Annotated in this window: 21 protein-coding genes and 1 other annotated feature; of the genes, 6 read left to right on the forward strand and 15 right to left on the reverse strand. The window is 52.3% G+C overall.

What is annotated here, in order from left to right:
• Window positions 1–137 precede the first annotated feature (137 nt).
• Window positions 138–719, reverse strand: a complete 582-nt coding sequence (locus tag AC791_RS10915) for a metal-dependent hydrolase (protein ID WP_049840463.1) — start codon at window positions 717–719, stop codon at window positions 138–140.
• A 152-nt stretch (window positions 720–871) separates the two neighbouring features.
• Window positions 872–1,540, reverse strand: coding sequence for a hexitol phosphatase HxpB (hxpB, locus tag AC791_RS10920; RefSeq protein ID WP_049840464.1), 669 nt, complete (start codon window positions 1,538–1,540; stop codon window positions 872–874).
• A 212-nt stretch (window positions 1,541–1,752) separates the two neighbouring features.
• On the opposite strand from hxpB, the gene AC791_RS10925 reads away from it, so the two are divergent.
• Window positions 1,753–2,289, forward strand: a complete 537-nt coding sequence (locus AC791_RS10925; protein ID WP_049840465.1) for a YniB family protein — start codon at window positions 1,753–1,755, stop codon at window positions 2,287–2,289.
• Window positions 2,290–2,321: 32 nt separating this feature from the next.
• Here AC791_RS10925 and yciA read toward each other — a convergent pair whose 3' ends face one another.
• The 3 genes from yciA to AC791_RS10940 are packed head-to-tail and all read right to left on the reverse strand — an operon-like array spanning window position 2,322 to window position 4,050.
• On the reverse strand, window positions 2,322–2,720 hold the full coding sequence (gene yciA / locus AC791_RS10930) for an acyl-CoA thioester hydrolase YciA (RefSeq protein WP_049840466.1): 399 nt from the start codon (window positions 2,718–2,720) through the stop codon (window positions 2,322–2,324).
• Window positions 2,717–3,262 carry a septation protein A gene (locus tag AC791_RS10935; RefSeq protein ID WP_049840467.1) on the reverse strand — a complete coding sequence of 182 codons (546 nt, stop codon included), beginning with the start codon at window positions 3,260–3,262 and terminating at the stop codon, window positions 2,717–2,719. The genes yciA and AC791_RS10935 overlap by 4 nt, the downstream gene beginning before the upstream one ends.
• 44 nt (window positions 3,263–3,306) lie before the next feature.
• Window positions 3,307–4,050 (reverse strand): YciC family protein, encoded by a 744-nt coding sequence (locus tag AC791_RS10940; RefSeq protein ID WP_049840468.1) that lies wholly within the window; start codon window positions 4,048–4,050, stop codon window positions 3,307–3,309.
• 434 nt (window positions 4,051–4,484) lie between these two features.
• On the opposite strand from AC791_RS10940, the gene ompW reads away from it, so the two are divergent.
• Together ompW and AC791_RS10950 are read left to right on the forward strand one after the other, a co-directional pair.
• Window positions 4,485–5,120, forward strand: coding sequence for an outer membrane protein OmpW (ompW, locus tag AC791_RS10945; protein ID WP_049840469.1), 636 nt, complete (start codon window positions 4,485–4,487; stop codon window positions 5,118–5,120).
• Window positions 5,121–5,307: 187 nt separating this feature from the next.
• A complete protein-coding gene (locus AC791_RS10950; RefSeq protein ID WP_049840470.1) occupies window positions 5,308–5,940 on the forward strand; it encodes a hypothetical protein in 633 nt (210 codons plus the stop codon).
• A gap of 265 nt (window positions 5,941–6,205) precedes the next feature.
• Here the strand turns inward: AC791_RS10950 and trpA are convergent, their stop codons facing one another.
• Genes trpA through AC791_RS10975 form a run of 5 tightly spaced genes read right to left on the reverse strand, consistent with a single transcriptional unit; the run spans window position 6,206 to window position 12,738 of the window.
• A complete protein-coding gene (gene trpA / locus AC791_RS10955; RefSeq protein WP_049840471.1) occupies window positions 6,206–7,015 on the reverse strand; it encodes a tryptophan synthase subunit alpha in 810 nt (269 codons plus the stop codon).
• Window positions 7,015–8,208 carry a tryptophan synthase subunit beta gene (gene trpB / locus AC791_RS10960; protein WP_049840472.1) on the reverse strand — a complete coding sequence of 398 codons (1,194 nt, stop codon included), beginning with the start codon at window positions 8,206–8,208 and terminating at the stop codon, window positions 7,015–7,017. The genes trpA and trpB overlap by 1 nt, the downstream gene beginning before the upstream one ends.
• Before the next feature lie 10 nt (window positions 8,209–8,218).
• Window positions 8,219–9,577 (reverse strand): bifunctional indole-3-glycerol-phosphate synthase TrpC/phosphoribosylanthranilate isomerase TrpF, encoded by a 1,359-nt coding sequence (gene trpCF, locus AC791_RS10965; RefSeq protein ID WP_049841604.1) that lies wholly within the window; start codon window positions 9,575–9,577, stop codon window positions 8,219–8,221.
• A 3-nt stretch (window positions 9,578–9,580) separates the two neighbouring features.
• Window positions 9,581–11,176, reverse strand: coding sequence for a bifunctional anthranilate synthase glutamate amidotransferase component TrpG/anthranilate phosphoribosyltransferase TrpD (trpD, locus tag AC791_RS10970; RefSeq protein WP_049840473.1), 1,596 nt, complete (start codon window positions 11,174–11,176; stop codon window positions 9,581–9,583).
• Window positions 11,176–12,738, reverse strand: coding sequence for an anthranilate synthase component 1 (locus AC791_RS10975; protein ID WP_049840474.1), 1,563 nt, complete (start codon window positions 12,736–12,738; stop codon window positions 11,176–11,178). The genes trpD and AC791_RS10975 overlap by 1 nt, the downstream gene beginning before the upstream one ends.
• 23 nt (window positions 12,739–12,761) lie before the next feature.
• Window positions 12,762–12,857, reverse strand: a sequence feature (Trp leader region).
• Window positions 12,858–13,015: 158 nt separating this feature from the next.
• Between AC791_RS10975 and rnm the strand changes: the two genes are divergently transcribed.
• Both rnm and AC791_RS10985 read left to right on the forward strand, forming a co-directional pair.
• Window positions 13,016–13,885, forward strand: coding sequence for an RNase RNM (gene rnm / locus AC791_RS10980; RefSeq protein WP_049840475.1), 870 nt, complete (start codon window positions 13,016–13,018; stop codon window positions 13,883–13,885).
• A gap of 9 nt (window positions 13,886–13,894) precedes the next feature.
• Window positions 13,895–14,515 carry an L-threonylcarbamoyladenylate synthase gene (locus AC791_RS10985; protein WP_049840476.1) on the forward strand — a complete coding sequence of 207 codons (621 nt, stop codon included), beginning with the start codon at window positions 13,895–13,897 and terminating at the stop codon, window positions 14,513–14,515.
• Between the two features lie 214 nt (window positions 14,516–14,729).
• On the opposite strand, the gene AC791_RS10990 is transcribed toward AC791_RS10985, so the two are convergent.
• Genes AC791_RS10990 through AC791_RS20870 form a run of 3 tightly spaced genes read right to left on the reverse strand, consistent with a single transcriptional unit; the run spans window position 14,730 to window position 16,675 of the window.
• Window positions 14,730–15,128: a hypothetical protein gene (locus AC791_RS10990; protein ID WP_049840477.1), complete on the reverse strand. Its 399-nt coding sequence runs from the start codon at window positions 15,126–15,128 to the stop codon at window positions 14,730–14,732.
• The gene (locus tag AC791_RS10995) at window positions 15,125–16,552 is read right to left on the reverse strand and encodes a PAAR domain-containing protein (RefSeq protein ID WP_148677789.1); all 1,428 of its coding nucleotides are present in this window, start codon (window positions 16,550–16,552) and stop codon (window positions 15,125–15,127) included. Before AC791_RS10995 ends, AC791_RS10990 begins: the two co-directional genes overlap by 4 nt.
• A complete protein-coding gene (locus AC791_RS20870; protein ID WP_265597049.1) occupies window positions 16,553–16,675 on the reverse strand; it encodes a hypothetical protein in 123 nt (40 codons plus the stop codon).
• 420 nt (window positions 16,676–17,095) lie between these two features.
• On the opposite strand from AC791_RS20870, the gene rluB reads away from it, so the two are divergent.
• A complete protein-coding gene (gene rluB, locus AC791_RS11000) occupies window positions 17,096–18,013 on the forward strand; it encodes a 23S rRNA pseudouridine(2605) synthase RluB (protein ID WP_049840478.1) in 918 nt (305 codons plus the stop codon).
• Window positions 18,014–18,055: 42 nt separating this feature from the next.
• Here the strand turns inward: rluB and cobO are convergent, their stop codons facing one another.
• A complete protein-coding gene (gene cobO / locus AC791_RS11005) occupies window positions 18,056–18,646 on the reverse strand; it encodes a cob(I)yrinic acid a,c-diamide adenosyltransferase (RefSeq protein WP_049840479.1) in 591 nt (196 codons plus the stop codon).
• On the reverse strand, window positions 18,643–19,404 hold the full coding sequence (locus tag AC791_RS11010; RefSeq protein WP_049840480.1) for a YciK family oxidoreductase: 762 nt from the start codon (window positions 19,402–19,404) through the stop codon (window positions 18,643–18,645). The genes cobO and AC791_RS11010 overlap by 4 nt, the downstream gene beginning before the upstream one ends.
• Window positions 19,405–19,586 lie beyond the last annotated feature (182 nt).

The raw sequence follows: 19,586 nt of genomic DNA on the forward strand, positions 1-19,586 counted from the left end.
CCCCGTTCTCCTGTTTATAATGGTCGGCTTAGAAACGCCGACTCAGATGGCGCAAGAGTAGCAGAAGTGTGACACGGGTCTTATATCCAAATGGAATGGCTTATAGCTAAAGAATAAAAACGCCTGATATATCACCTTTACGGTTGGTTAATTAAGCGATAAAACCCGGTTTGCAACGTATTGATCACGCCTGATGACCAGCGTACCGCGCTGCTATCTGGCAGATTCTGCGGCATCCAGATAGCCCAGGCAAATAGCGCCATACACAGTACGCGTTCAAGCTGATTACCTTTGCGTGGCGCCAGGATGGGAAGACGAAAGCGCCAGCGGCAGGGCCATAACAACGGCACTCCGGCAGGCGTCAGCATATCGGCAAGAATATGACTCAGATAACCCAGTACCAGCCCTTGTACGGCGTCAGCCGGAATAACCCAGCTTGCCGGGACTTTAAAATAGCAAATTGTCAGACCGCAAAAAACGGCTAATAAACTGTGAGTGAAGCCACGATGGCCAAAGGCCCGGGCGATGGGCTTTGAGATCCAGCGAAGGCGCTGCCCAAGAAATGACTGCGGATGATCGATGTCCGGCAAAAGACACGTCAGAATGGCAGACGGAATAATATGCCACCAGTCTCCCTGCGCGAGCACAGGGGTAAGCTCGGCGTTTTTGGCAAAAACCGCACAGGCAATAGAAAAAAGAAGGTGCCCTTCCGCCGTCATGATAAATAGTGGACCCGCTAAACTGTTATTTCATCCAGTATAGGGTTTTTATACAGTATGCGAAAGAGGTGACGTTGTAACTCAATGTCACAATTTACGTGGCGGTGTGAGGATGGGGTCAAGAGGGCATTCAATAAGAATGCCCAACGAAATTAACGGCGTAAATGCGCGGCGGTTAAATCGACTAAGGAAAGCAGTTTAACATCGGCCAGCGCATAGCGCGGATCGTGCGCAGTTTCTTCAGCCGGTACCACAATTGAGTGCATTCGCGCGGCTTTGGTGGCAATCATGCCATTAACAGAATCCTCCAGCGTCACGCAGCAAAGCGGGTCGACGCCTAATTTTGCTGCACAGTCGAGGTACACTTGCGGGTGCGGTTTACTGAACGGCAGTTTTTCGGCCGAGGTGAGGGCATCAAAATCATCACGTAAGTCAAACATGCTCAGCACATTTTCCAGCATTAGCAGCGGTGATGCGGAAGCAAGACCCACTTTCAGCCCTTCAGCTTTACAGAGTGCAATGGCCTCACGGACGCCGGGTAGCAGCGGACGCGCATCGGCAACCAGATCCATGGTACGGCGTATAATGCGTGCAGTGACCTCATCGCGCCCCGGCCCCCGCCACGGCTGCTGGTCATACCATAACGCCACGACCATATCGATCCGCAGTCCCAGCAGATCCGGCAGCTCATTGCGCCGGGAAATGTCGACGCCAAGATCCGCCATCACCTCCAGTTCCGCCTGGTCCCATAAAGGTTCAGAATCAATGAGCAGGCCATCCATATCAAAAATTGCGGCAAGAATTTGTCGCTGAGTCGTCATTGCACCCCTCCTCAGGAGTTCTGTCCATCCCGCTTTGCATACGTTTTTCACTGCGCCAGCGCGGGCTTATCCGCTAATGCAAAGTATTCAGACTGTCGTTTCCATTTCAATACAGAGGTTGTTATAGCACATTGCTTTTAAAAATCGGGCGAAATCGGGTATCAGCGGGTAGAATTAGCAGCGATAACAAAGCGTCTTTATAAGGGGAATCCATGACGTATCAACAAGCTGGACGCATCGCCATCATCAAACGGATCGCCGGTTGGGTGATTTTTATTCCAGCAGTCGTTTCTACCCTGATTTCAGTGCTGAAATTTATGTATGCGCAAAGCGAAAAGCAGGCGGGCATAAATGCCGTGATGCTGGACTTTGCCCACGTCATGATTGAAATGATGCGTTTCAACACGCCGTTCCTGAATTTCTTCTGGTTTAACTCGCCGCAGCCGCAGTTCAGCCACGGCCTTAATCTGATGTTCTGGGTTATCTTTGCGCTTATTTTCGTTGGGCTGGCGCTACAGGCATCCGGAGCGCGGATGAGCCGTCAGGCGCGCTTCGTGCGTGAAGGGGTTGAGGACCAGATGATCCTTGAAAAGGCGAAGGGCGCAGAGGGGATGACCCGGCAACAAATCGAATCGCGCATTGTGGTGCCGCGCCACACGATCTTTCTGCAAATCATACCGTTATACATTACGCCCATCATAGTTTTGGTGATTGGCTACTTCTTTTTTTCACTGCTGGGCTTTATGTGATTATCATCGCCCGGCCTGCGCCGGGCGATAGATCACGCCGCTGGCAGCGGTCGTGGTTTACCGTCGCTATCTACCGCCACATAGATAAATAACGCTTCAGTTGCTTTGTAACGCTGGCCAATCGGCTCCGACGACACTTTCTTGACCCACACTTCAACGTTAATCGTGATCGAGGTTGTACCGCGTTTGATGCAGCGGGCATAACAGCATACGACGTCGCCCACCGCGACCGGCCGCAGGAAGGTCATGCCGTCGACGCGCACCGTCACTACGCGACCCTGCGCGATTTCTTTGGCCTGAATAGCCCCACCCATATCCATTTGTGACATCAGCCAGCCGCCAAAAATGTCGCCGTTGGCGTTGGTATCGGCAGGCATCGCCAGAGTCCGTAAAACCAGCTCACCCTGTGCTAACTCATTGGCGATTGTCATTTTGCGGATTTCTCGTCCTGCGGCATGTGCCGGTAGATATAAATACCGCTAAGCAGCGTAAATACCAGCGTTAAGGCGGTCAGCCCAAAGACTTTAAAATTAACCCAGATATTTTGTGGCAGCCAGAAAGCGATATAGATGTTAGCCAGGCCGCAAACAATGAAAAACAGCGCCCAGGCGATGTTCAGCTTTGCCCACACTGCCGCAGGCAGCGTCAGCTCTTTGCCGAGCATGCGCTGGATCAATGGCTTTTTCATCACCCACTGGCTAAACAGCAGCGCGCCGGCAAACAGAGCGTAAATCACCGTGACTTTCCATTTAATAAACTCGTCATTATGGAAGAACAGCGTCAGTCCACCAAACACCGCCACCAGCACAAAGGTGATTAGCGCCATTTTTTCGACCCGACGGTAGCGTATCCAACTGTAGATCAGGACCACAGCCGTGGCGACGATAAGCGCGGTGGTCGCCGTGTAGATGTCGTACAGTTTGTAAAAGGCAAAAAAGACGACCAGCGGTAAAAAATCCAGAAACTGCTTCATACAACGATTCCGTAATAGTAACGCCCGCCTGGCGGGCGACAGGGTTAAGAGCGAATAAGCATGTACAGGCGAAACAGATAAATAAGCAGTATCGCGGAAATCAAATTACTGACTGTATTAGCGACTACGGCACCCAGCAGCGGTGTGAGCGCGGCGAAATGGGATGCCATCATCAGCAGCAGCGTTTTGGCCAGCAGCCAGAAAATAATCGCGGGGGCGACCAGACGCATATTCGCCCATGCCAGACGCATACTGGCACGCAGTGAAGCAAAGATGCCCATCTTCTCCTGCACCAGAATAATGGGCGCAAAAGACAGAATGATCGCCAGGATAACTCCCGGCACCACAATCAGCATAATGCCTATTTGCACCAAAAAAGTGGTCAACAGAATAAGCAAAAACAGCTTAGGGAGCACCGGCGCACTGGCACCAATCGCGCGCAGGGCGCTAACGCGTTGACCAGCAGAGATCAGCTGGATCATCAGCAGAACGCCCCCCGCTAACAGCGCATTGCCGACCAGACCGGAAAAGGTGGAAATAGCCGAGGCATGGAGCAAGACCCGCTGCTGCTCAGGCGTCATGCTCTGCACCAGGTCAAATAACCCGCCGCTGGCGGCCAGGTTGTCTCCGCTGCTCAGGATTGAAAGCTGCTCCTCACTGGGTGAAAAAGCATGGCCAAGCACTACCGTGATAAATGCACACAATAAAGCAATCAGCAAAATGGTAATGAACTGATTACGAAAAAAATTACCCGTGTCACGGTAAACGGACTTCGCCGTGATAGACATGCACTCTCCTTGAGTATTGCAGCTGTTGTTAAGCGGACGATTGTACCCTGGATAATGCATCAGTGGCAGCATCAGTAAACGTAAGTAATGGTCTGGCTTTGTAAAGGCGCGGTAAGACTCGGTGAGCCGCACAGATCAAACAACCCACTGTTGAACGGAGGTTTTAATCGTGGCTATGGGAAAAACGCGCGCGATCGTCACTGAATAGGTCCTGCGTCAGTTCAGGTATTGAACAAAGAGGGGGAATTTCGCTTATGCAAATAATTGGCAAAATTGATCGAGGTGCAAAAACTAAAGTCTGTTTCAGAACGTAAAAATTAATCCAGATCAATGAATGTTAAATCTAAGGATTAAATGTGATCTCTGTTAGATCACTTTTACCGCTTTATGGGTATATTTCACGCGCTTGAGAAAACCATAACGATGGAGTGGATATGAAAAAGAGTGCGGTGGCAGCATTGATTTTAAGCAGTCTCTCTGGGAATGTCTGGGCGCATGACGCCGGTGAATTTTTTATCCGTGCCGGTTCGGCAACGGTACGGCCTACGGCGGGTTCAGACAATGTTCTTAACAGCCTCGGCGGATTTAATGTTGATAACAATACGCAGCTGGGGCTGACGTTTAGCTGGATGGCGACCGACAATGTTGGGGTGGAGCTGCTGGCAGCAACACCGTTTCGGCATAAAGTCGGTACCGGGCCGACGGGCGATATCGCCACGGTTCATCATCTCCCGCCCAGTTTGATGGCGCAGTGGTACTTCGGCGACGCCAGCAGTCAGGTTCGGCCGTATATCGGTGCGGGTGTTAACTACACCACCTTCTTTGACGAAAGTTTTAACAGCACTGGTAAAGCAGCGGGATTATCCGATCTACATTTAAAAGATTCATGGGGCGCGGCGGGTCAGGTTGGTCTGGATTATCTTATTAACCGCAACTGGCTAATTAATATGTCAGTCTGGTATATGGATATTGATACCGAGGTCAAATTCAAAGCAAATGGCGTTCAGCAGAATGTGAATACGCGACTTGATCCGTGGGTCTTTATGTTCTCAGGCGGCTATCGCTTCTGATTTTTTGTTACAAACTGGCCGTTATCGGCCAGTTACCGCCGCGTATTCCGCAGGCGGGTTTTAACGATAAAAGCCTTTTATGCGACAGAAGCCATAACAGGCACACTTAAACAATGCGTATTGGTACAAAAAGGTTATTATCGTCGTCTAAGATTTTCCTTAATTTGTCCTTAAGTAATGACGGCATATGACACTGAAAACACAATTTTCTGCGGCGGCATTATTTTTGCTGCTGTTAGCAGTCCTGTTTCCCTTCGCAGCAGACCTCCACTTCCCGCTACTACACGGTAAAGTCGTTGACTGGATTGAAAATGGTCAGGCGCTGTGGCTGTTGTTTGGCGCGGTCTTTACGGCTGCCTATATTAAACCACTATCGTTAGATAATGGCGCACGCCAGTTCTGGCTTTGGGCCGTCGTGTGGTGGGTCGTTCTGCTGGGAAGAAGCACCAGTTGGGGGCGAGTCTATTTCCCGGAAGATCCCAAATGGGTCTTCAGAATTATCTCCGTGCTCTTAATTGCGGGCCTGGTGCTGCCAGTCTTTTTGTCTTCAGTATTGCGTAAAGAGATTGCCCTGAAATTACGCACTGCTGAAATCCCGCTCTGGATGATGATTATCGTGGTGCTGACTTTCCTGATCTCTGACGCCGTTGAACACCATCGTCTGATTGCGCCGCTGTTTTTACATGTTAAACAGTACCAGGATCTGATTGAGGAGTTGTATGAAATTCCCTTTATGGTGGGATTATTTTTTATTACCTGGGATTTAATGAAGAGTGAGAAACGGGCGTCTGCGTTCTCTGTAGCACATGCAGGTCGCTAAAAAAAAGCCCGCCGTAAAGGCGGGCAAGTGATACTGGAAGCAATGTGAGCAATGTCGTACCGAATACCCGAGTATTTCGCTCAACTATTCGGTAGTGAGAAAGATAATCTTTATCATCTTCATAATCAACCCCTTCTTTTGTGCGGTCGCCCTCAATTCTGTCTTTACAGGTATACTAGTGTTAATTCATTCAGGATTTGACGAGGCGAACGCGGCGAGGGCGGAAAAAAGAGCGCCGCCCGACGTTAGCCGGACGGCCTGACTATCAGGCGTGTGGCGTAGCCGCCTTCATCTTTTGCACAAAGGCGCTAAGTTCGGTCAGCATGTTCTCGGGCGCATTGAGATTGTTTTCAATGATCTTGACAATGGCCGATCCGGATATGGCTCCGGCAGCCCCGGCGCTGATGGCAGCCGTGACTTGTTCCGGTGACGAAATACCAAAGCCCTGTAGCGGTGGGGCCGCGTTGTATTCTGTCAGTTTCTCCACCAAATGATGCAGCGGCAGGGCGGCCTGATTTTCAGCGCCGGTGACGCCCGCCCGTGACAGTAAATAGGTATAACCACGGCCGTGCGAGGCAATCTGGCGCAGTAACTCATCATCAGCATTCGGCGGGCAGATAAAGATCGGCGCAACGTTATGACGCAGCGCCGCCTGACGAAATGGAGCCGACTCTTCAACAGGCACATCTGCTACCAGCACCGAGTCCACGCCCACACGTTCACAATTGGCATAGAACTCATCAATACCTCCGCTAAATACCAGGTTGGCATACATCAGTAGCCCAATGGGAATGTCCGGATATTTCTGACGAATGGTTGCCAGCATTTCAAAGCATTGACTGGTATTCACGCCTGAGGCAAATGCGCGCAGCGTGGCGTTCTGAATGGTAGGGCCGTCGGCCAGCGGATCGGAGAACGGAATGCCCAGCTCCAGGGCATCAGCGCCCGCAGCAATCAGGGTATCAATAATTTTCAGCGACTGTTCCGGGGACGGATCGCCAAGCGTCACAAACGGGACAAAAGCGCCTTCCCGACGGTCTTTCAGTCGGGCAAATAACTGTTCATAACGTTCCATCAGATTTCGCCTCGCGCTTTCAGAATATCGTGTACGGTGAAAATGTCTTTGTCGCCGCGACCGGAAAGGTTAACCACCAGCAGCTGCTCTTTTTGTGGATCGTCGCGCATCATTTTTAGCGCATGGGCGAGGGCGTGTGAGGATTCGAGCGCCGGAATAATGCCCTCCTCACGACACAGCGCCTTAAAGGCGTCCAGCGCTTCGTTGTCGGTAATAGAAACATACTCCGCGCGACCAATGCTGTTAAGATGGGCATGTTGTGGGCCGACCGACGGGAAATCGAGCCCGGCTGAGAGTGAATATGACTCCTCAATCTGGCCTTCATCAGTCTGCATCATTGGCGATTTCATGCCGAAATAGATGCCGACCCGACCATGTTTTAGCGGCGCGCCGTGTTCTCCGGTTTCAATACCGTGACCCGCTGGCTCTACGCCAATCAAGCCGACCTCTGACTCTTCAATAAAATCCGCAAACATGCCGATAGCATTAGAGCCACCGCCGACGCAGGCAATAACCGCATCCGGCAGGCGACCCTCTTTCTCACGGATCTGGACTTTAGTCTCTTCGCCAATCATGCGCTGGAATTCACGCACGATTGTCGGGAACGGGTGCGGGCCTGCCGCAGTACCCAGCATATAGTGGGCGGTATCATAGCTGCCAGACCAGTCGCGCAGGGCTTCATTACAGGCATCTTTCAAGGTAGCGGAACCACTGTGCACCGGGATCACTTCAGCACCCATCAGTCGCATACGGAACACGTTTGGCGACTGGCGCTCAACGTCTTTGGCCCCCATATAAATGCGACATTTAAGCCCGAGTAGCGCACTGGCCAGCGCCGAGGCCACACCGTGCTGGCCTGCGCCTGTTTCAGCAATGATTTCTGTCTTACCCATACGCTTAGCCAATAACGCCTGGCCAAGCACCTGGTTGGTTTTATGTGCGCCGCCGTGCAACAAATCTTCCCGCTTAAGATAAAGCGTGGTCCGGGTTCCGGCGGTTAGATTCTGGCATTTCGTCAGCGCGGTCGGACGACCGGCATAGTTTTTCAGTAAATCGGTGAACTGGGCCTGAAACTCAGGGTCTTTTTGCGCACTGACAAACGCTTCTTCAAGCTGACGCAGCGCGGGCATCAGGATCTGCGGTACGTACATACCACCAAACTCACCGAAGTACGGATTTAATAATGTTGTCATCTTCACTTCCTTAATAGGCGCGCAGCGTCTGAAAAACCGAGGCCAGTTTACTGGCATCTTTGATACCTGGAGCAGACTCTACGCCAGAATTAAAATCAAGACCGGCACAGCCGGTGCCTGCGGCGGTGACGCAGTTGTCGGGTCCAAGACCGCCCGCCAGCAGAACATTACGCAGATCCTGGCCTGCAAGTAGCGACCAGTCGAACGGTTTGCCGCTCCCGCCCTGACCGTTATCTAATACGTATTTATCTACATGATCAAAATCGCGCGCCGGCAAGGTCGTGCTCACGCTAAGCGCCTTCCAGATTTCTATTGCCGCCGGGAGCTGTACACGCAGTGCGGCGATATAGCTGGCATCTTCATTGCCGTGCAGTTGAACTGCGGCAAGGCCCAGGTCAATGGCCGTTGCAACCACCTGTGACACTTCGGCATCGCGAAAAACACCGACATAGCGCAGCGGTGCGCCAGCCATTACTTCACGGGCCTGATGTTGATCAACAGCCCGGGGCGACGCGGAAACAAAAATCAGCCCGCCATAAATTGCGCCAGCCGCGTGTGCCGCCCGGGCATCGTCGGCCCGGGTTAATCCGCACACTTTATTTTCGCCCAGCAGAACGCGCAGCACGGCGGCGTTGAGATCCTCATGCGACATCAGGGCTGAGCCAATCAAAAAACCATTGGCGAAGCGGCTTAGCTCGCGTATCTGGGCGTAAGTGCTGATGCCTGACTCGCTGATGACCGTTACGCCATGACCTAAACGCGGCGCCAGCTGGCGCGTGCGATCGAGATCGATAGACATATCGCGCAGGTCGCGGTTATTAATGCCCACCACTTTTGCGTCAAGCGCAATGGCGCGCTCCAGCTCATCCTCATTGCTGACTTCGGTCAACACGCCCATGTTCAGGCTGTGGGCAACGGCGGCGAGCTGACGGTACTGTTCGTCATTCAGCACGGAGAGCATCAGCAGGCAGGCGTCTGCCTGGTAAAAACGCGCCAGGTAAATCTGGTAGGGATCAACGATAAAATCCTTGCACAGGATCGGCTGCGGAGCGATGCCGCTGACAATCGGCAGAAAATCAAAGCTGCCCTGAAAATGCTTCTCATCGGTCAATACCGAAATCGCCGAAGCATGGTGCTTATAGATCCCGGCGATGCGTGCGGCATCAAAATCATCACGGATCACGCCTTTTGATGGCGAGGCTTTTTTGCATTCGAGAATAAATGCGGTCCGTGCGCCCTGTAACGCGGCGTAAAAATCACGCTGGCTGGGCACAATGTCGTTCTGAAAGCTGGCCAACGGCTGCTGCTGTTTGCGGGCTTCTACCCATATCGTCTTATCGGCGACGATTTTCGCTAAAACGGTTTGCATCATTTACCCTCTTGCTGCCAGTGCAGTCACGCGATCGAATGCCGCGCCGCTGCGCAATACGCTCAGCACTTTCTGAACGTTAGCCTGTAAATCTTCTTCACCGTGTAGACGCATTAGCATCGCCACGTTTACCGCGACTGCGGACTGATGTGCGGTCTCACCTTTACCCTGAAGTAAGCGTGTCAAAATGTCACGGTTTTCTTCAGGTGTGCCCCCGGCCAGCTCTTCCTGACGATAGGGCATCAGCCCAAAGTCAGCGGCGGTGAGCTGATAATTTTTGATTTCGCCGTTATGCAGTTCAGCGACCACCGTTGGGGCGTGGAGAGAGACTTCATCCATTCCACCGCTATGAACGACAGCAGCGCGCTGGTAGCCCAGCACGCGCAGGGTTTCAGCAATCGGCAGCACCAGTTCAGGGCTATATACACCAATCAGCGCCAGCGGAGGATGCGCCGGGTTAATCAGCGGCCCCAGAACATTAAACAGAGTACGGGTTTTTAGTTGCTGGCGGACCGGCATGGCATGGCGAAAGCCGGTATGATATTTCGGTGCGAACAGGAAGCAAACGCCCAGCTCGTCCAGCGCCTGACGCGACTTATCTGCGTTCATATCGAGATTAATGCCGAAGGCGGCCAGCAGATCCGACGATCCGGACTTGCTGGAGACGCTACGGTTACCGTGTTTCGCCACTTTCATGCCGCAGGCGGCAGCGACAAACGCGCTGGCGGTGGAGATGTTAATGCTGTTGCTACCGTCGCCCCCGGTTCCGACGATGTCGGCAAACGGGTAATCCGGACGCGGGAACGGGGCGGCATTCTCCAGCAGCGCCGTGGCCGCGCCGGCGATTTCATTAGGATGCTCGCCGCGAATTTTCATGCTCACCAGCGCCGCCGCGAGCTGCTCCGGCTTCAACTCACCGCGAACCACCGCAGAAAAAAGCTGGTGGCTTTCCTGCTGGCTCAGGGTTTGCGCCTGATACAGTTTTTCCAGTACCGGTTGCAGACTGTGCGTCTGCTCCTGCTTTTGCATCGCCCATGCCAGAGTTTGTTCCAGCAGACGAGCACCCTGGGTCGTCAGGATCGATTCCGGATGGAACTGAAATCCGCACACCCGATCAGTATCATGGCGTACGGCCATCACCATTCCGTCATAGTGTGCATTAATCGTTAAACCGGCCGGAATATTACTGCCCACCAACGAGTGATAGCGTGCTACTGGCAGGGGGCAGGGCAATCCGGCAAACATAGCCTGACCGTCATGCTCAATACTGGATGCTTTGCCGTGCAGGATCTCACCCGCCTGGCCCACATACCCGCCATACGCTTCAACAATCGCCTGATGCCCCAGACAGATGCCGATTATCGGTAATTTGCCGCGTAGGCGAGTTAACAGCTCAGGCATACAGCCTGCCTCGCTCGGCGCGCCAGGACCTGGCGAGAGCATCAGTACCGGATTATCCATGGTTGCCAGGCGATCAATTAACGTTTGTGCCGGGACATGGTTGCGATAAATCACCACGCTATGGCCGCTGGAACGAAGCTGATCTGCCAGGTTATAGGTAAAAGAGTCGATATTATCGAGCAGCAGAATATCAGCCATCAGAAAATCTCCTGTGCGTGATGGGCGGTGGCAATAGCGCGCAGTACCGCGCGAGCCTTGTTGCGAGTCTCATCGGCTTCAGACTGCGGAACGGAGTCCAGAACGACTCCCGCTCCGGCCTGTACTGTCGCAATGCCGTTTTCAACGAAGGCCGATCGGATCACAATGCAGGTATCGAGCGCACCATGAGCGGTAAAATACCCGACTGCGCCGCCGTAGCTGCCGCGACGCTTGCCTTCAGCCCCGGCAATAAGCTGCATTGCACGCACTTTCGGCGCACCGCTGAGGGTGCCCATATTCATACAGGCGCGATAAGCGTGGAGCGCATCGAGATCGTGACGCAGTTCACCGACCACGCGGGACACCAGATGCATCACAAACGAATAGCGATCGACTTTGGTCAAATCAGCGACATAACGGCTCCCGGGCGTACAGATACGCGCCAGATCGTTACGTGCCAGATCGACCAGCATTAAATGCTCCGACAACTCTTTATGATCGGTACGCATTTCCAGCTCAATCCGGCTGTCGAGGTCGCGGTCGAGAGTGCCATCAGCACGACGGCCGCGCGGGCGGGTGCCTGCAATCGGATATATTTCAATCTGGCGCGAATCAGCATCGTATTTCAGTGAACTTTCAGGTGATGCGCCAAACAGGGTGAAGTGATCATCCTGCATAAAAAACATATACGGGCTGGGATTACTTTTCTTCAGCACATCGTAGGCGGCCAGCGGCGAGGGACAGGGCAGTGAAAACTGGCGCGAAGGGACTACCTGAAAAATTTCACCGGCACGGATCGCTTTCTGCATCTGACGGACCACTGCGCCGAACTCTTCATCACTCTGATTACAGGCACTGCGCATCTGCTCCATTTTCTCCACCGGCAGCGGTTGCGGTGGGGTATTCAGCAACTGATGAAGCGTTTCAATGCGCTGAGACAGACGCGATCTTTCATCCTCAAGCGGGGTAAACAGACTGCACTGGATACGCGTTTTTTTACTCTGGTGATCGATAATCAGCAATGTCTCGGCGAGATAAAAACAGTAGTCCGGACAGGCGGTGTCACTTTCAAGCTGCGGCAAATCCTCAAAACCCGCTACCAGATCATAAGCGAACAGGCCGCCAAAGAACATGGCTTCACGCTCTTCTTGCGGAACGACAACCAGTTCCTGCAACAGACGGAAAGCGTCAAAAACGGACAGGGAACACAGCCGGGCGTCTTCATCCAGTAAACTGCTTACCGCCGGGAAACGCAGCACGCGACCGTTAGACAGATGCTCATTAACAATCCCTGCCGGCAGCGCGGCATCAAGTAGCGGTAACAAAGCAGCACCGTTATCAGTAAGGGCATTAATAGTGACAGTGTCACCTAAAGCCGAAATGCGCAGTGCGCTATCGACCAGCAATAAACTTTTAAGATCGTCTTTACTGTCAATATCGGCAGATTCCAGCAGCAGCGTCGCCGGACGCGCACCGCAAAGCTGATGAAACAGCGCGGTAGGATCTTCACGGTAAACGGCGTCACTGGTCAGAAGTTCGAGAGTGTGTTTTTGCGTTTGCATTGTTATTCTCATCGTTTCTGGTCAAAAAAAAGCCCGCTCTGATGGCGGGCCGGGTATCTGTTTGCAAAGTGCAGACGTGATGATACAGCCCGTGATCAGGGAGTCCGCCAACCGCTGCGTAGAATAAAATTGTCTTTCATCTCAGATACCTTTTCATCGTGAACTTTCGTACTAGTTAACTAGTTCATGAAAATAATGTCAAGCGCTCATTTCATTAAATCCTCTTCAGCCGTTATGATGATTTCGCTAACCCTTTTTTAGACTGACGGAGCTGTTTTTGAGCGACACCAACTACGCGATTATCTACGACCTGCACAGCCACACTACCGCTTCAGACGGCATGTTATCTGCCGAAGCACTCGTCCATCGCGCTGTTGATATGCGCATCGGCACACTGGCGATCACCGATCATGACAGTGTAGATGCTATTCCTGCGGCTCAGGCAGAAATTGCGCGCGCAGGCCTGCCACTGCGCCTGATTACCGGCGTAGAAATTTCTACCGTCTGGGAAAATCATGAAATTCATATTGTTGGCCTCAACATTGATATTCACCATCCACAGATGGTTGCTTTTCTGGCCGAACAAAAAGCAAGACGTCAACAGCGAGCGCAACTGATTGCCGAGCGGCTTGAAAAAGCGCATATACCGGGGGCCTGGGAAGGCGCACTCAGGCTTGCCGCCGGTGGAGCGGTAACCCGCGGCCACTTCGCCCGTTTTCTGGTGGAGGCCGGCAAAGCCGGTAATATGGCTGACGTCTTTAAAAAGTACCTCGCGCGCGGGAAAACCGGATACGTTCCTCCCCAGTGGTGTACAATAGATCAAGCTATTGATGTAATTCATCATTCTGGCGGCAAAGCCGTTGTCGCCCATCCTGGGCGCTACGATCTTTCCACTAAGTGGCTGAAAAGGCTGCTGGCCTATTTTGCCGAATGTGGTGGAGATGCGATGGAAGTCGCGCAGTGCCAGCAAGGGCCGAATGAGCGTACGCAACTTGCAGAACTTGCCCGCCAGTTTGGTTTGCTGGCCTCGCAGGGCTCCGATTTTCATCAGCCCTGCTCGTGGATCGAGCTTGGACGTAAACTCTGGCTACCCGCAGGCGTCGAAGGCATATGGCATCAATGGGAACAGCCGCAGAATACCGATTGAGAGGGAAGTATGAGTCAGTTTTTTTATATTCATCCGGATAACCCGCAGCCGCGCCTGATTAACCAGGCCGTAGAAATTGTCCGCAAAGGCGGCGTCATTGTTTATCCCACCGACTCTGGTTATGCGCTGGGCTGCAAGCTTGAAGATAAAGGCGCGATGGAGCGGATCTGTCGCATCCGTCATCTGCCAAATGGTCACAACTTTACTCTGATGTGCCGCGATTTGTCGGAGCTGTCGACCTACTCATTTGTCGATAACGTCGCGTTTCGTCTGATTAAAAATAATACGCCGGGGAACTACACGTTTATTCTGAAAGGCACAAAAGACGTTCCGCGCCGCTTATTGCAGGAAAAGCGTAAAACCATTGGCTTGCGCGTGCCTTCAAATCCTATCGCGCTGGCGCTGTTGGAAGTGTTGGGCGAGCCGATGCTTTCCACGTCACTCATGCTGCCCGGTAGTGAGTTTACCGAATCCGATCCGGAGGAAATCAAAGACCGACTGGAGAAAGTGGTAGATTTAATTATTCATGGCGGTTATCTCGGCCAGCAGCCCACCACGGTTATCGATTTAACCGATGACTCGCCGGTTATTTTGCGTGAAGGCGTGGGCGACGTTAAACCTTTCTTATAGCGGCGTGAGCCGCTATTAATTATGGCTGTCATCATTTTATGTGACAGCTTTAACAGCGCTTAGTATCACTACTTTTATGCACACTATTTTTAAGGCTGTGACGGCTTCATTATCAGACATAACTGCTGGCTTACTTTAGAGATGCTATCCAACAGCTATACCGCAATGAGGCTTAATCTTCTAAATCTGCAGATGATTAGATCTGCTGAATCAATCACTTATCGACCCAAAGACAGATTCCACCAATAACCAGGGCAATGAAACCAACTAAAGAGCACAGGAACTCGGCAATAAACCAGTATCTGATGTTTGCAGGTAGGCTTCTGATGAAAGCTGCATCATCATTTTTGCTATAAGCCGATTTTTTTCCATAGATTAACGGATGAATGATGAAGCTTATTTTTGTCGAGTAACCTGCAGTGAATCCTACTAAATCGGCATCTTTTAGGACCGCGGCAGCAAGTGGAATAGAGCCAAACTCCTTTTCGTACAAGTGGCATACTTCAAGGAATCGCTTTTTGTTTAAAATGGAAAGCACGATCATAATAACTGTAGATAAAATAATGATTCCCGAAGTGCCAATTATGAGAATGTCGGAAACTGAAATTGTCACTTTGTCACCTCATAAATTACTTCGCCAGCCTTCTCGCCAAGCTTACCGCCTGCTTCTCCTCCAGCATATCCAGCCGCCCCGGTAAAGATCACACCGCAAGCTAACATTCCAGCTCCGGCGGCTTCAATAGTTAATGCACTTAAGACAACCGAGCAAACCGTAGTCGACACCGAACCCGAAACAAGCGCACCTGCGCCTATTCCGGTGCCTAATCCCACACTAAAACTGCCAACTTCAGTGTAAGCCGTTTTCTCGCAGTCAGACCCGACTGTGCAGGCTTCGTAAATTTTATCCAGCCTGTTCACGCCATCAAGTGCGATTCCGACATAGCCAGCTGTTTTCATCATTTTCACATACTTTGCAGCTTTCTCGATGAAAGTGGCGTAGCCCTCAATGTCAGCAACCCCGGTTTGATTCCAGCGGTGAGTGATCGAACTGGTTGAAAGTCCCAACGCCCGTTTGATGTCCGGATAGTCCTGCAATGCCAGTTTGTGACGCGTGAAGTCCGTGAGAATGCTATCGAGTTCACCAAACAGTTGCCGTCTTTGAACATAAAATTGTTCACTGATCAGTGATCCGCTGGTGATGTACTGATTTTTGTATGCTTGCTGAATCCTGGTCAGAACACTCTCGATCTTCTCAAAGTATTTTCCCGCAGCTTCTGAGGCGATCCCTGTTGTCGTACTGGCTTGAGAGGTAAAAAGATCAATGGTGTCTTTATGTTTATGCAGGAAGTTAGCTTCCTGAATTGTCAGCGGTTCTAACGCCGCATCAACTCGCGCTTTCGCGGCTTTCATGTGGGCGATTTGCTCGTCGTCCTGTTTTTCTGGATCAACCAGAAGCATAATCGACCCAGCTTTATACTTTTCATCCGGGCCGTTCAGCGTAGAGAATAGCTCCTTTGCTCCTGCTGGCGGGGTGCCTGTGAATAACAGACGTTGCCAGGCTTTTGTGGTGCCACCGTAGGGAATAACGGCAAAACCTGCGTCGATGCCTGTTTTCTTTTTCGCTGTCTGGGCGTGTTGTTCTGGCTCTGCTTGCGGCTGTTGAGATGCAGCAAGAGCGGCTGTTGCGGTTGCCGCTTCTGCCAGATACCTTGCTGTTGCCTGAGAGGGGGATTCACCTGGGCCGATCCATCCCAAAGGGGCTATGATACGGTTAGATCCAGAGGGGCAACCACATAAAACGACGCACCCGTCCACTGCTACAGGGATCTGGTGAATTGTGCGGTGTGACTCACCTTCAACAACTTTTCCTTCCTTGCCGCATTTCGGGCAAGCTGTGGTCTTGTCACCCAGAACAATCGGACGGCGACCTAGAATGTTACCGCAAGAAAGTGATGGGATGAGTTTTGCGCCAGTTGTAGTTTGATCGCCAGGCAACGCCATCCCACGACCTAAAACGTTTGGACGTATTCCCCCCATTTATGCCACCTTTGCATCAGTCAGGAAATCATCTGGCATTGATTCACCCTCACGGAAAGAGAAAACTAATCCGTAATCAGGGGTGCTGATAATTACATCTCCGTTATCAAGCAAGCGTTTCATAAGTCCCTTTACTTGTTATAGAAATAATCACAGATGTCATTTTACAAACAATAACCGCATGCGCAATAAGTACCAGACATAAGTTAAACTTCTTTTGTAAACAAGAGGTTATCCGGTAAAATTGTGGGGGGCTTCGATAAATTTCAGGTAGGGGATGTTATGGCAAGTGTATCGGCAAGCACGGCGGCGGCGATTCAGTACCAGGACTCAAACGCACAAACTTGTTGAATCATTTAGTCTAAAATTCATGTAGTATGTGCGCCCACGAATCATTGTGTGACAGCTTGTATGGTACGTTTTTTGCCATGCTGTGTACCATGTAATAGTTACAGATCGGTGAGTTACGTTTAATTTCAAGCTAACTCGTTGTATTTGAAAGTATACCAGACGCCTGGGAAGGCGACACCTAAAGGAAGCTCAATGAGCGAAAAGCTACAGAAAGTGCTGGCGCGTGCTGGCCACGGCTCCCGCCGTGAAATCGAAACCATTATTGAAGCCGGACGCGTGAGCGTGGACGGTAAAATCGCTACCCTGGGCGATCGCGTTGAGGTGACTCCCGCGCTTAAAATTCGCCTCGACGGGCACCTGATCTCGGTAAAAGAATCTGCCGAACAAATTTGTCGCGTGCTGGCCTATTACAAGCCAGAAGGCGAGCTTTGCACCCGTAATGACCCGGAAGGGCGTCCGACCGTATTTGACCGCCTGCCAAAATTACGCGGTGCGCGCTGGATTGCCGTAGGGCGTCTGGATGTGAATACCTGCGGCTTGATGCTGTTCACCACTGATGGTGAGCTGGCAAACCGTCTGATGCACCCAAGTCGTGAAGTCGAACGTGAATACGCGGTTCGCGTATTCGGTCAGATTGATGATGCGAAAATTCGCGATCTGGGCCGCGGTGTGCAGCTTGAAGACGGTCCCGCCGCCTTCAAAACCATTAAGTTCAGCGGCGGTGAAGGTATTAACCAGTGGTACAACGTAACCCTGACCGAAGGCCGCAACCGCGAAGTGCGTCGACTGTGGGAAGCGGTTGGCGTGCAGGTGAGCCGTCTTATTCGCGTTCGCTACGGTGATATCCCGCTGCCGAAAGGTCTGCCGCGCGGTGGCTGGACGGAGCTGGATCTGGGACAAACTAACTACCTGCGCGAGCTGGTGGGGTTAAAACCGGAAACCGAATCGAAAGTGGCGGTGGAAAAAGATCGCCGCCGTATGAAGGCGAATCAGATCCGCCGGGCCGTTAAGCGTCACAGTCAGGTTGCACAGCCGACCGGCGGTCGTCGTTCTGGCGGCGGTCGTGCAACCAGCGGCGGCCGTTCCGGCGGCAGTCGCAGCAAGGGTTAAGCCTGCTATGGCCCGGTAGCGTTCTGCGCCGGGCCTGTTTCCTCAGTAGTCAATTCCAATCTGCGCTTTGATCCCTGCATCAAATGCATGTTTCACCGGACGTAACTCGCTAACCGTATCCGCGATATCCAGAATATCCCGATGACATCCGCGGCCGGTGATCAGAACGGTTTGATGCGGTGGGCGAGCGGCCAGGGCGGTAAGCACCTCATCCAGCGCAAGGTAATTATAAGCCACCATATAGGTCAGCTCATCAAGCAGTACCATATCCAGCGCAGGATCATTCAACATCCGTTTTGCGTGCTGCCAGACTGCCTGACAGGCAGCGGTATCGGCGGTACGATCCTGGGTATCCCAGGTAAATCCGGTTGCCATTACCTGAAACTCTACCCCGTGAGGCTCAAGCAGATTACGCTCGCCGTTGGGCCAGGTCCCCTTGATAAACTGGATGACGCCGACTTTTTTACCGTGGCCAACTGCCCGTGTTGCAGTCCCAAATGCCGCCGTTGTTTTTCCTTTTCCGTTGCCGGTAAAAACAATAACAATACCGCGTTCATCCTGAGCCGCAGCCACTCTGGCATCAACCTGATCTTTTACCCGCTGCTGGCGTTGCTGGTAGCGCTCCTCACTCATTGTGCCACCCCCGGTTTGCGGCCCGGCTGAGCGTCAAATGTCATGCCGGTTTTACGGCGGCTATCGTCGCCCATCAACCACAGATACAGCGGCATAATATCGGCAGGCGTTTTCAGTTTTTGCGGATCTTCGTGTGGAAACGCGCTGGCACGCATTCCGGTACGCGTCCCGCCGGGGTTAATACAGTTCACGCGCAGCGTTGAGTTCTGATACTCTTCGGCCAGCACCTGCATCATACCTTCAGTCGCAAATTTCGACACCGCATAGGCACCCCATCCGGCCCGACCCTGGCGACCCACGCTTGAAGAGGTAAATACTAACGAGCCTGCCTCTGAGCGGAGTAATAAAGGAAGCAGCGCCTGAGTCAGCATAAAGGTGGCGTTAACGTTTACCTGCATCACCTGCTGCCATACGTCCGGTTTTTGCTCATTCATTGGGATGACCTCACCCAGCAAACCAGCGTTATGCAGTACACCATCCAGCCGTGGTACGTGAATCGCTATTTGCTGCGCCAGCTGCAGGCATTCTTGCGGCGTACAGGTCAACAGATCGAGCGTAAACCACGGCGCAGGTATTCCGCCGTCTGCTGCAATATGATCGGCAACGCTGCGCAGCTTTTTCTCGTCGCGCCCGAGAAGGATAACGCTGGCACCGTAACGAGAGTAGGTTAACGCGGCCTCGCGGCCGATACCGTCGCTGGCACCGGTGACCAGAATTATATGATGTTGTAGTAAGTCACGTTGCGGTTGGTAATGCACGACGGTCCTCCTGCTTACAGCGGAAATAAAAAGGGGTTTATGCCCTAAAATTCACCTGAATTCAATCAGCCTTGAGGAGAGCTTTGCCTCTGTTCATACTTTGCAACTATTTCATAGACGAGAAATTTTTCCTGAATCCGCCTCGCAACGGTTTATGACGATCCGAGACGGGGCGAAGAGGG

The organism is Klebsiella sp. RIT-PI-d, assembly GCF_001187865.1.
In the GTDB taxonomy this organism is placed as follows: Bacteria; Pseudomonadota; Gammaproteobacteria; order Enterobacterales; family Enterobacteriaceae; genus Superficieibacter.

Excerpts from the sequence above, each read along its gene's own strand:
- yciA (WP_049840466.1), bottom strand. The coding sequence starts at position 2,720 with ATGACAATCGCCAATGAGTTAGCACAGGGTGAGCTGGTTTTACGGACT.
- trpCF (WP_049841604.1), bottom strand. The coding sequence starts at position 9,577 with ATGCAAACCGTTTTAGCGAAAATCGTCGCCGATAAGACGATATGGGTA.
- AC791_RS10915 (WP_049840463.1), bottom strand. The coding sequence starts at position 719 with ATGACGGCGGAAGGGCACCTTCTTTTTTCTATTGCCTGTGCGGTTTTT.
- ompW (WP_049840469.1), top strand. The coding sequence starts at position 4,485 with ATGAAAAAGAGTGCGGTGGCAGCATTGATTTTAAGCAGTCTCTCTGGG.
- trpD (WP_049840473.1), bottom strand. The coding sequence starts at position 11,176 with ATGGCTGATATTCTGCTGCTCGATAATATCGACTCTTTTACCTATAAC.
- cobO (WP_049840479.1), bottom strand. The coding sequence starts at position 18,646 with ATGAGTGAGGAGCGCTACCAGCAACGCCAGCAGCGGGTAAAAGATCAG.
- AC791_RS10995 (WP_148677789.1), bottom strand. The coding sequence starts at position 16,552 with ATGGGGGGAATACGTCCAAACGTTTTAGGTCGTGGGATGGCGTTGCCT.
- AC791_RS10985 (WP_049840476.1), top strand. The coding sequence starts at position 13,895 with ATGAGTCAGTTTTTTTATATTCATCCGGATAACCCGCAGCCGCGCCTG.
- trpA (WP_049840471.1), bottom strand. The coding sequence starts at position 7,015 with ATGGAACGTTATGAACAGTTATTTGCCCGACTGAAAGACCGTCGGGAA.
- rluB (WP_049840478.1), top strand. The coding sequence starts at position 17,096 with ATGAGCGAAAAGCTACAGAAAGTGCTGGCGCGTGCTGGCCACGGCTCC.
- AC791_RS10950 (WP_049840470.1), top strand. The coding sequence starts at position 5,308 with ATGACACTGAAAACACAATTTTCTGCGGCGGCATTATTTTTGCTGCTG.
- AC791_RS10975 (WP_049840474.1), bottom strand. The coding sequence starts at position 12,738 with ATGCAAACGCAAAAACACACTCTCGAACTTCTGACCAGTGACGCCGTT.
- AC791_RS10925 (WP_049840465.1), top strand. The coding sequence starts at position 1,753 with ATGACGTATCAACAAGCTGGACGCATCGCCATCATCAAACGGATCGCC.
- trpB (WP_049840472.1), bottom strand. The coding sequence starts at position 8,208 with ATGACAACATTATTAAATCCGTACTTCGGTGAGTTTGGTGGTATGTAC.
- AC791_RS10935 (WP_049840467.1), bottom strand. The coding sequence starts at position 3,262 with ATGAAGCAGTTTCTGGATTTTTTACCGCTGGTCGTCTTTTTTGCCTTT.
- AC791_RS10940 (WP_049840468.1), bottom strand. The coding sequence starts at position 4,050 with ATGTCTATCACGGCGAAGTCCGTTTACCGTGACACGGGTAATTTTTTT.
- AC791_RS20870 (WP_265597049.1), bottom strand. The coding sequence starts at position 16,675 with ATGAAACGCTTGCTTGATAACGGAGATGTAATTATCAGCACCCCTGAT.
- hxpB (WP_049840464.1), bottom strand. The coding sequence starts at position 1,540 with ATGACGACTCAGCGACAAATTCTTGCCGCAATTTTTGATATGGATGGC.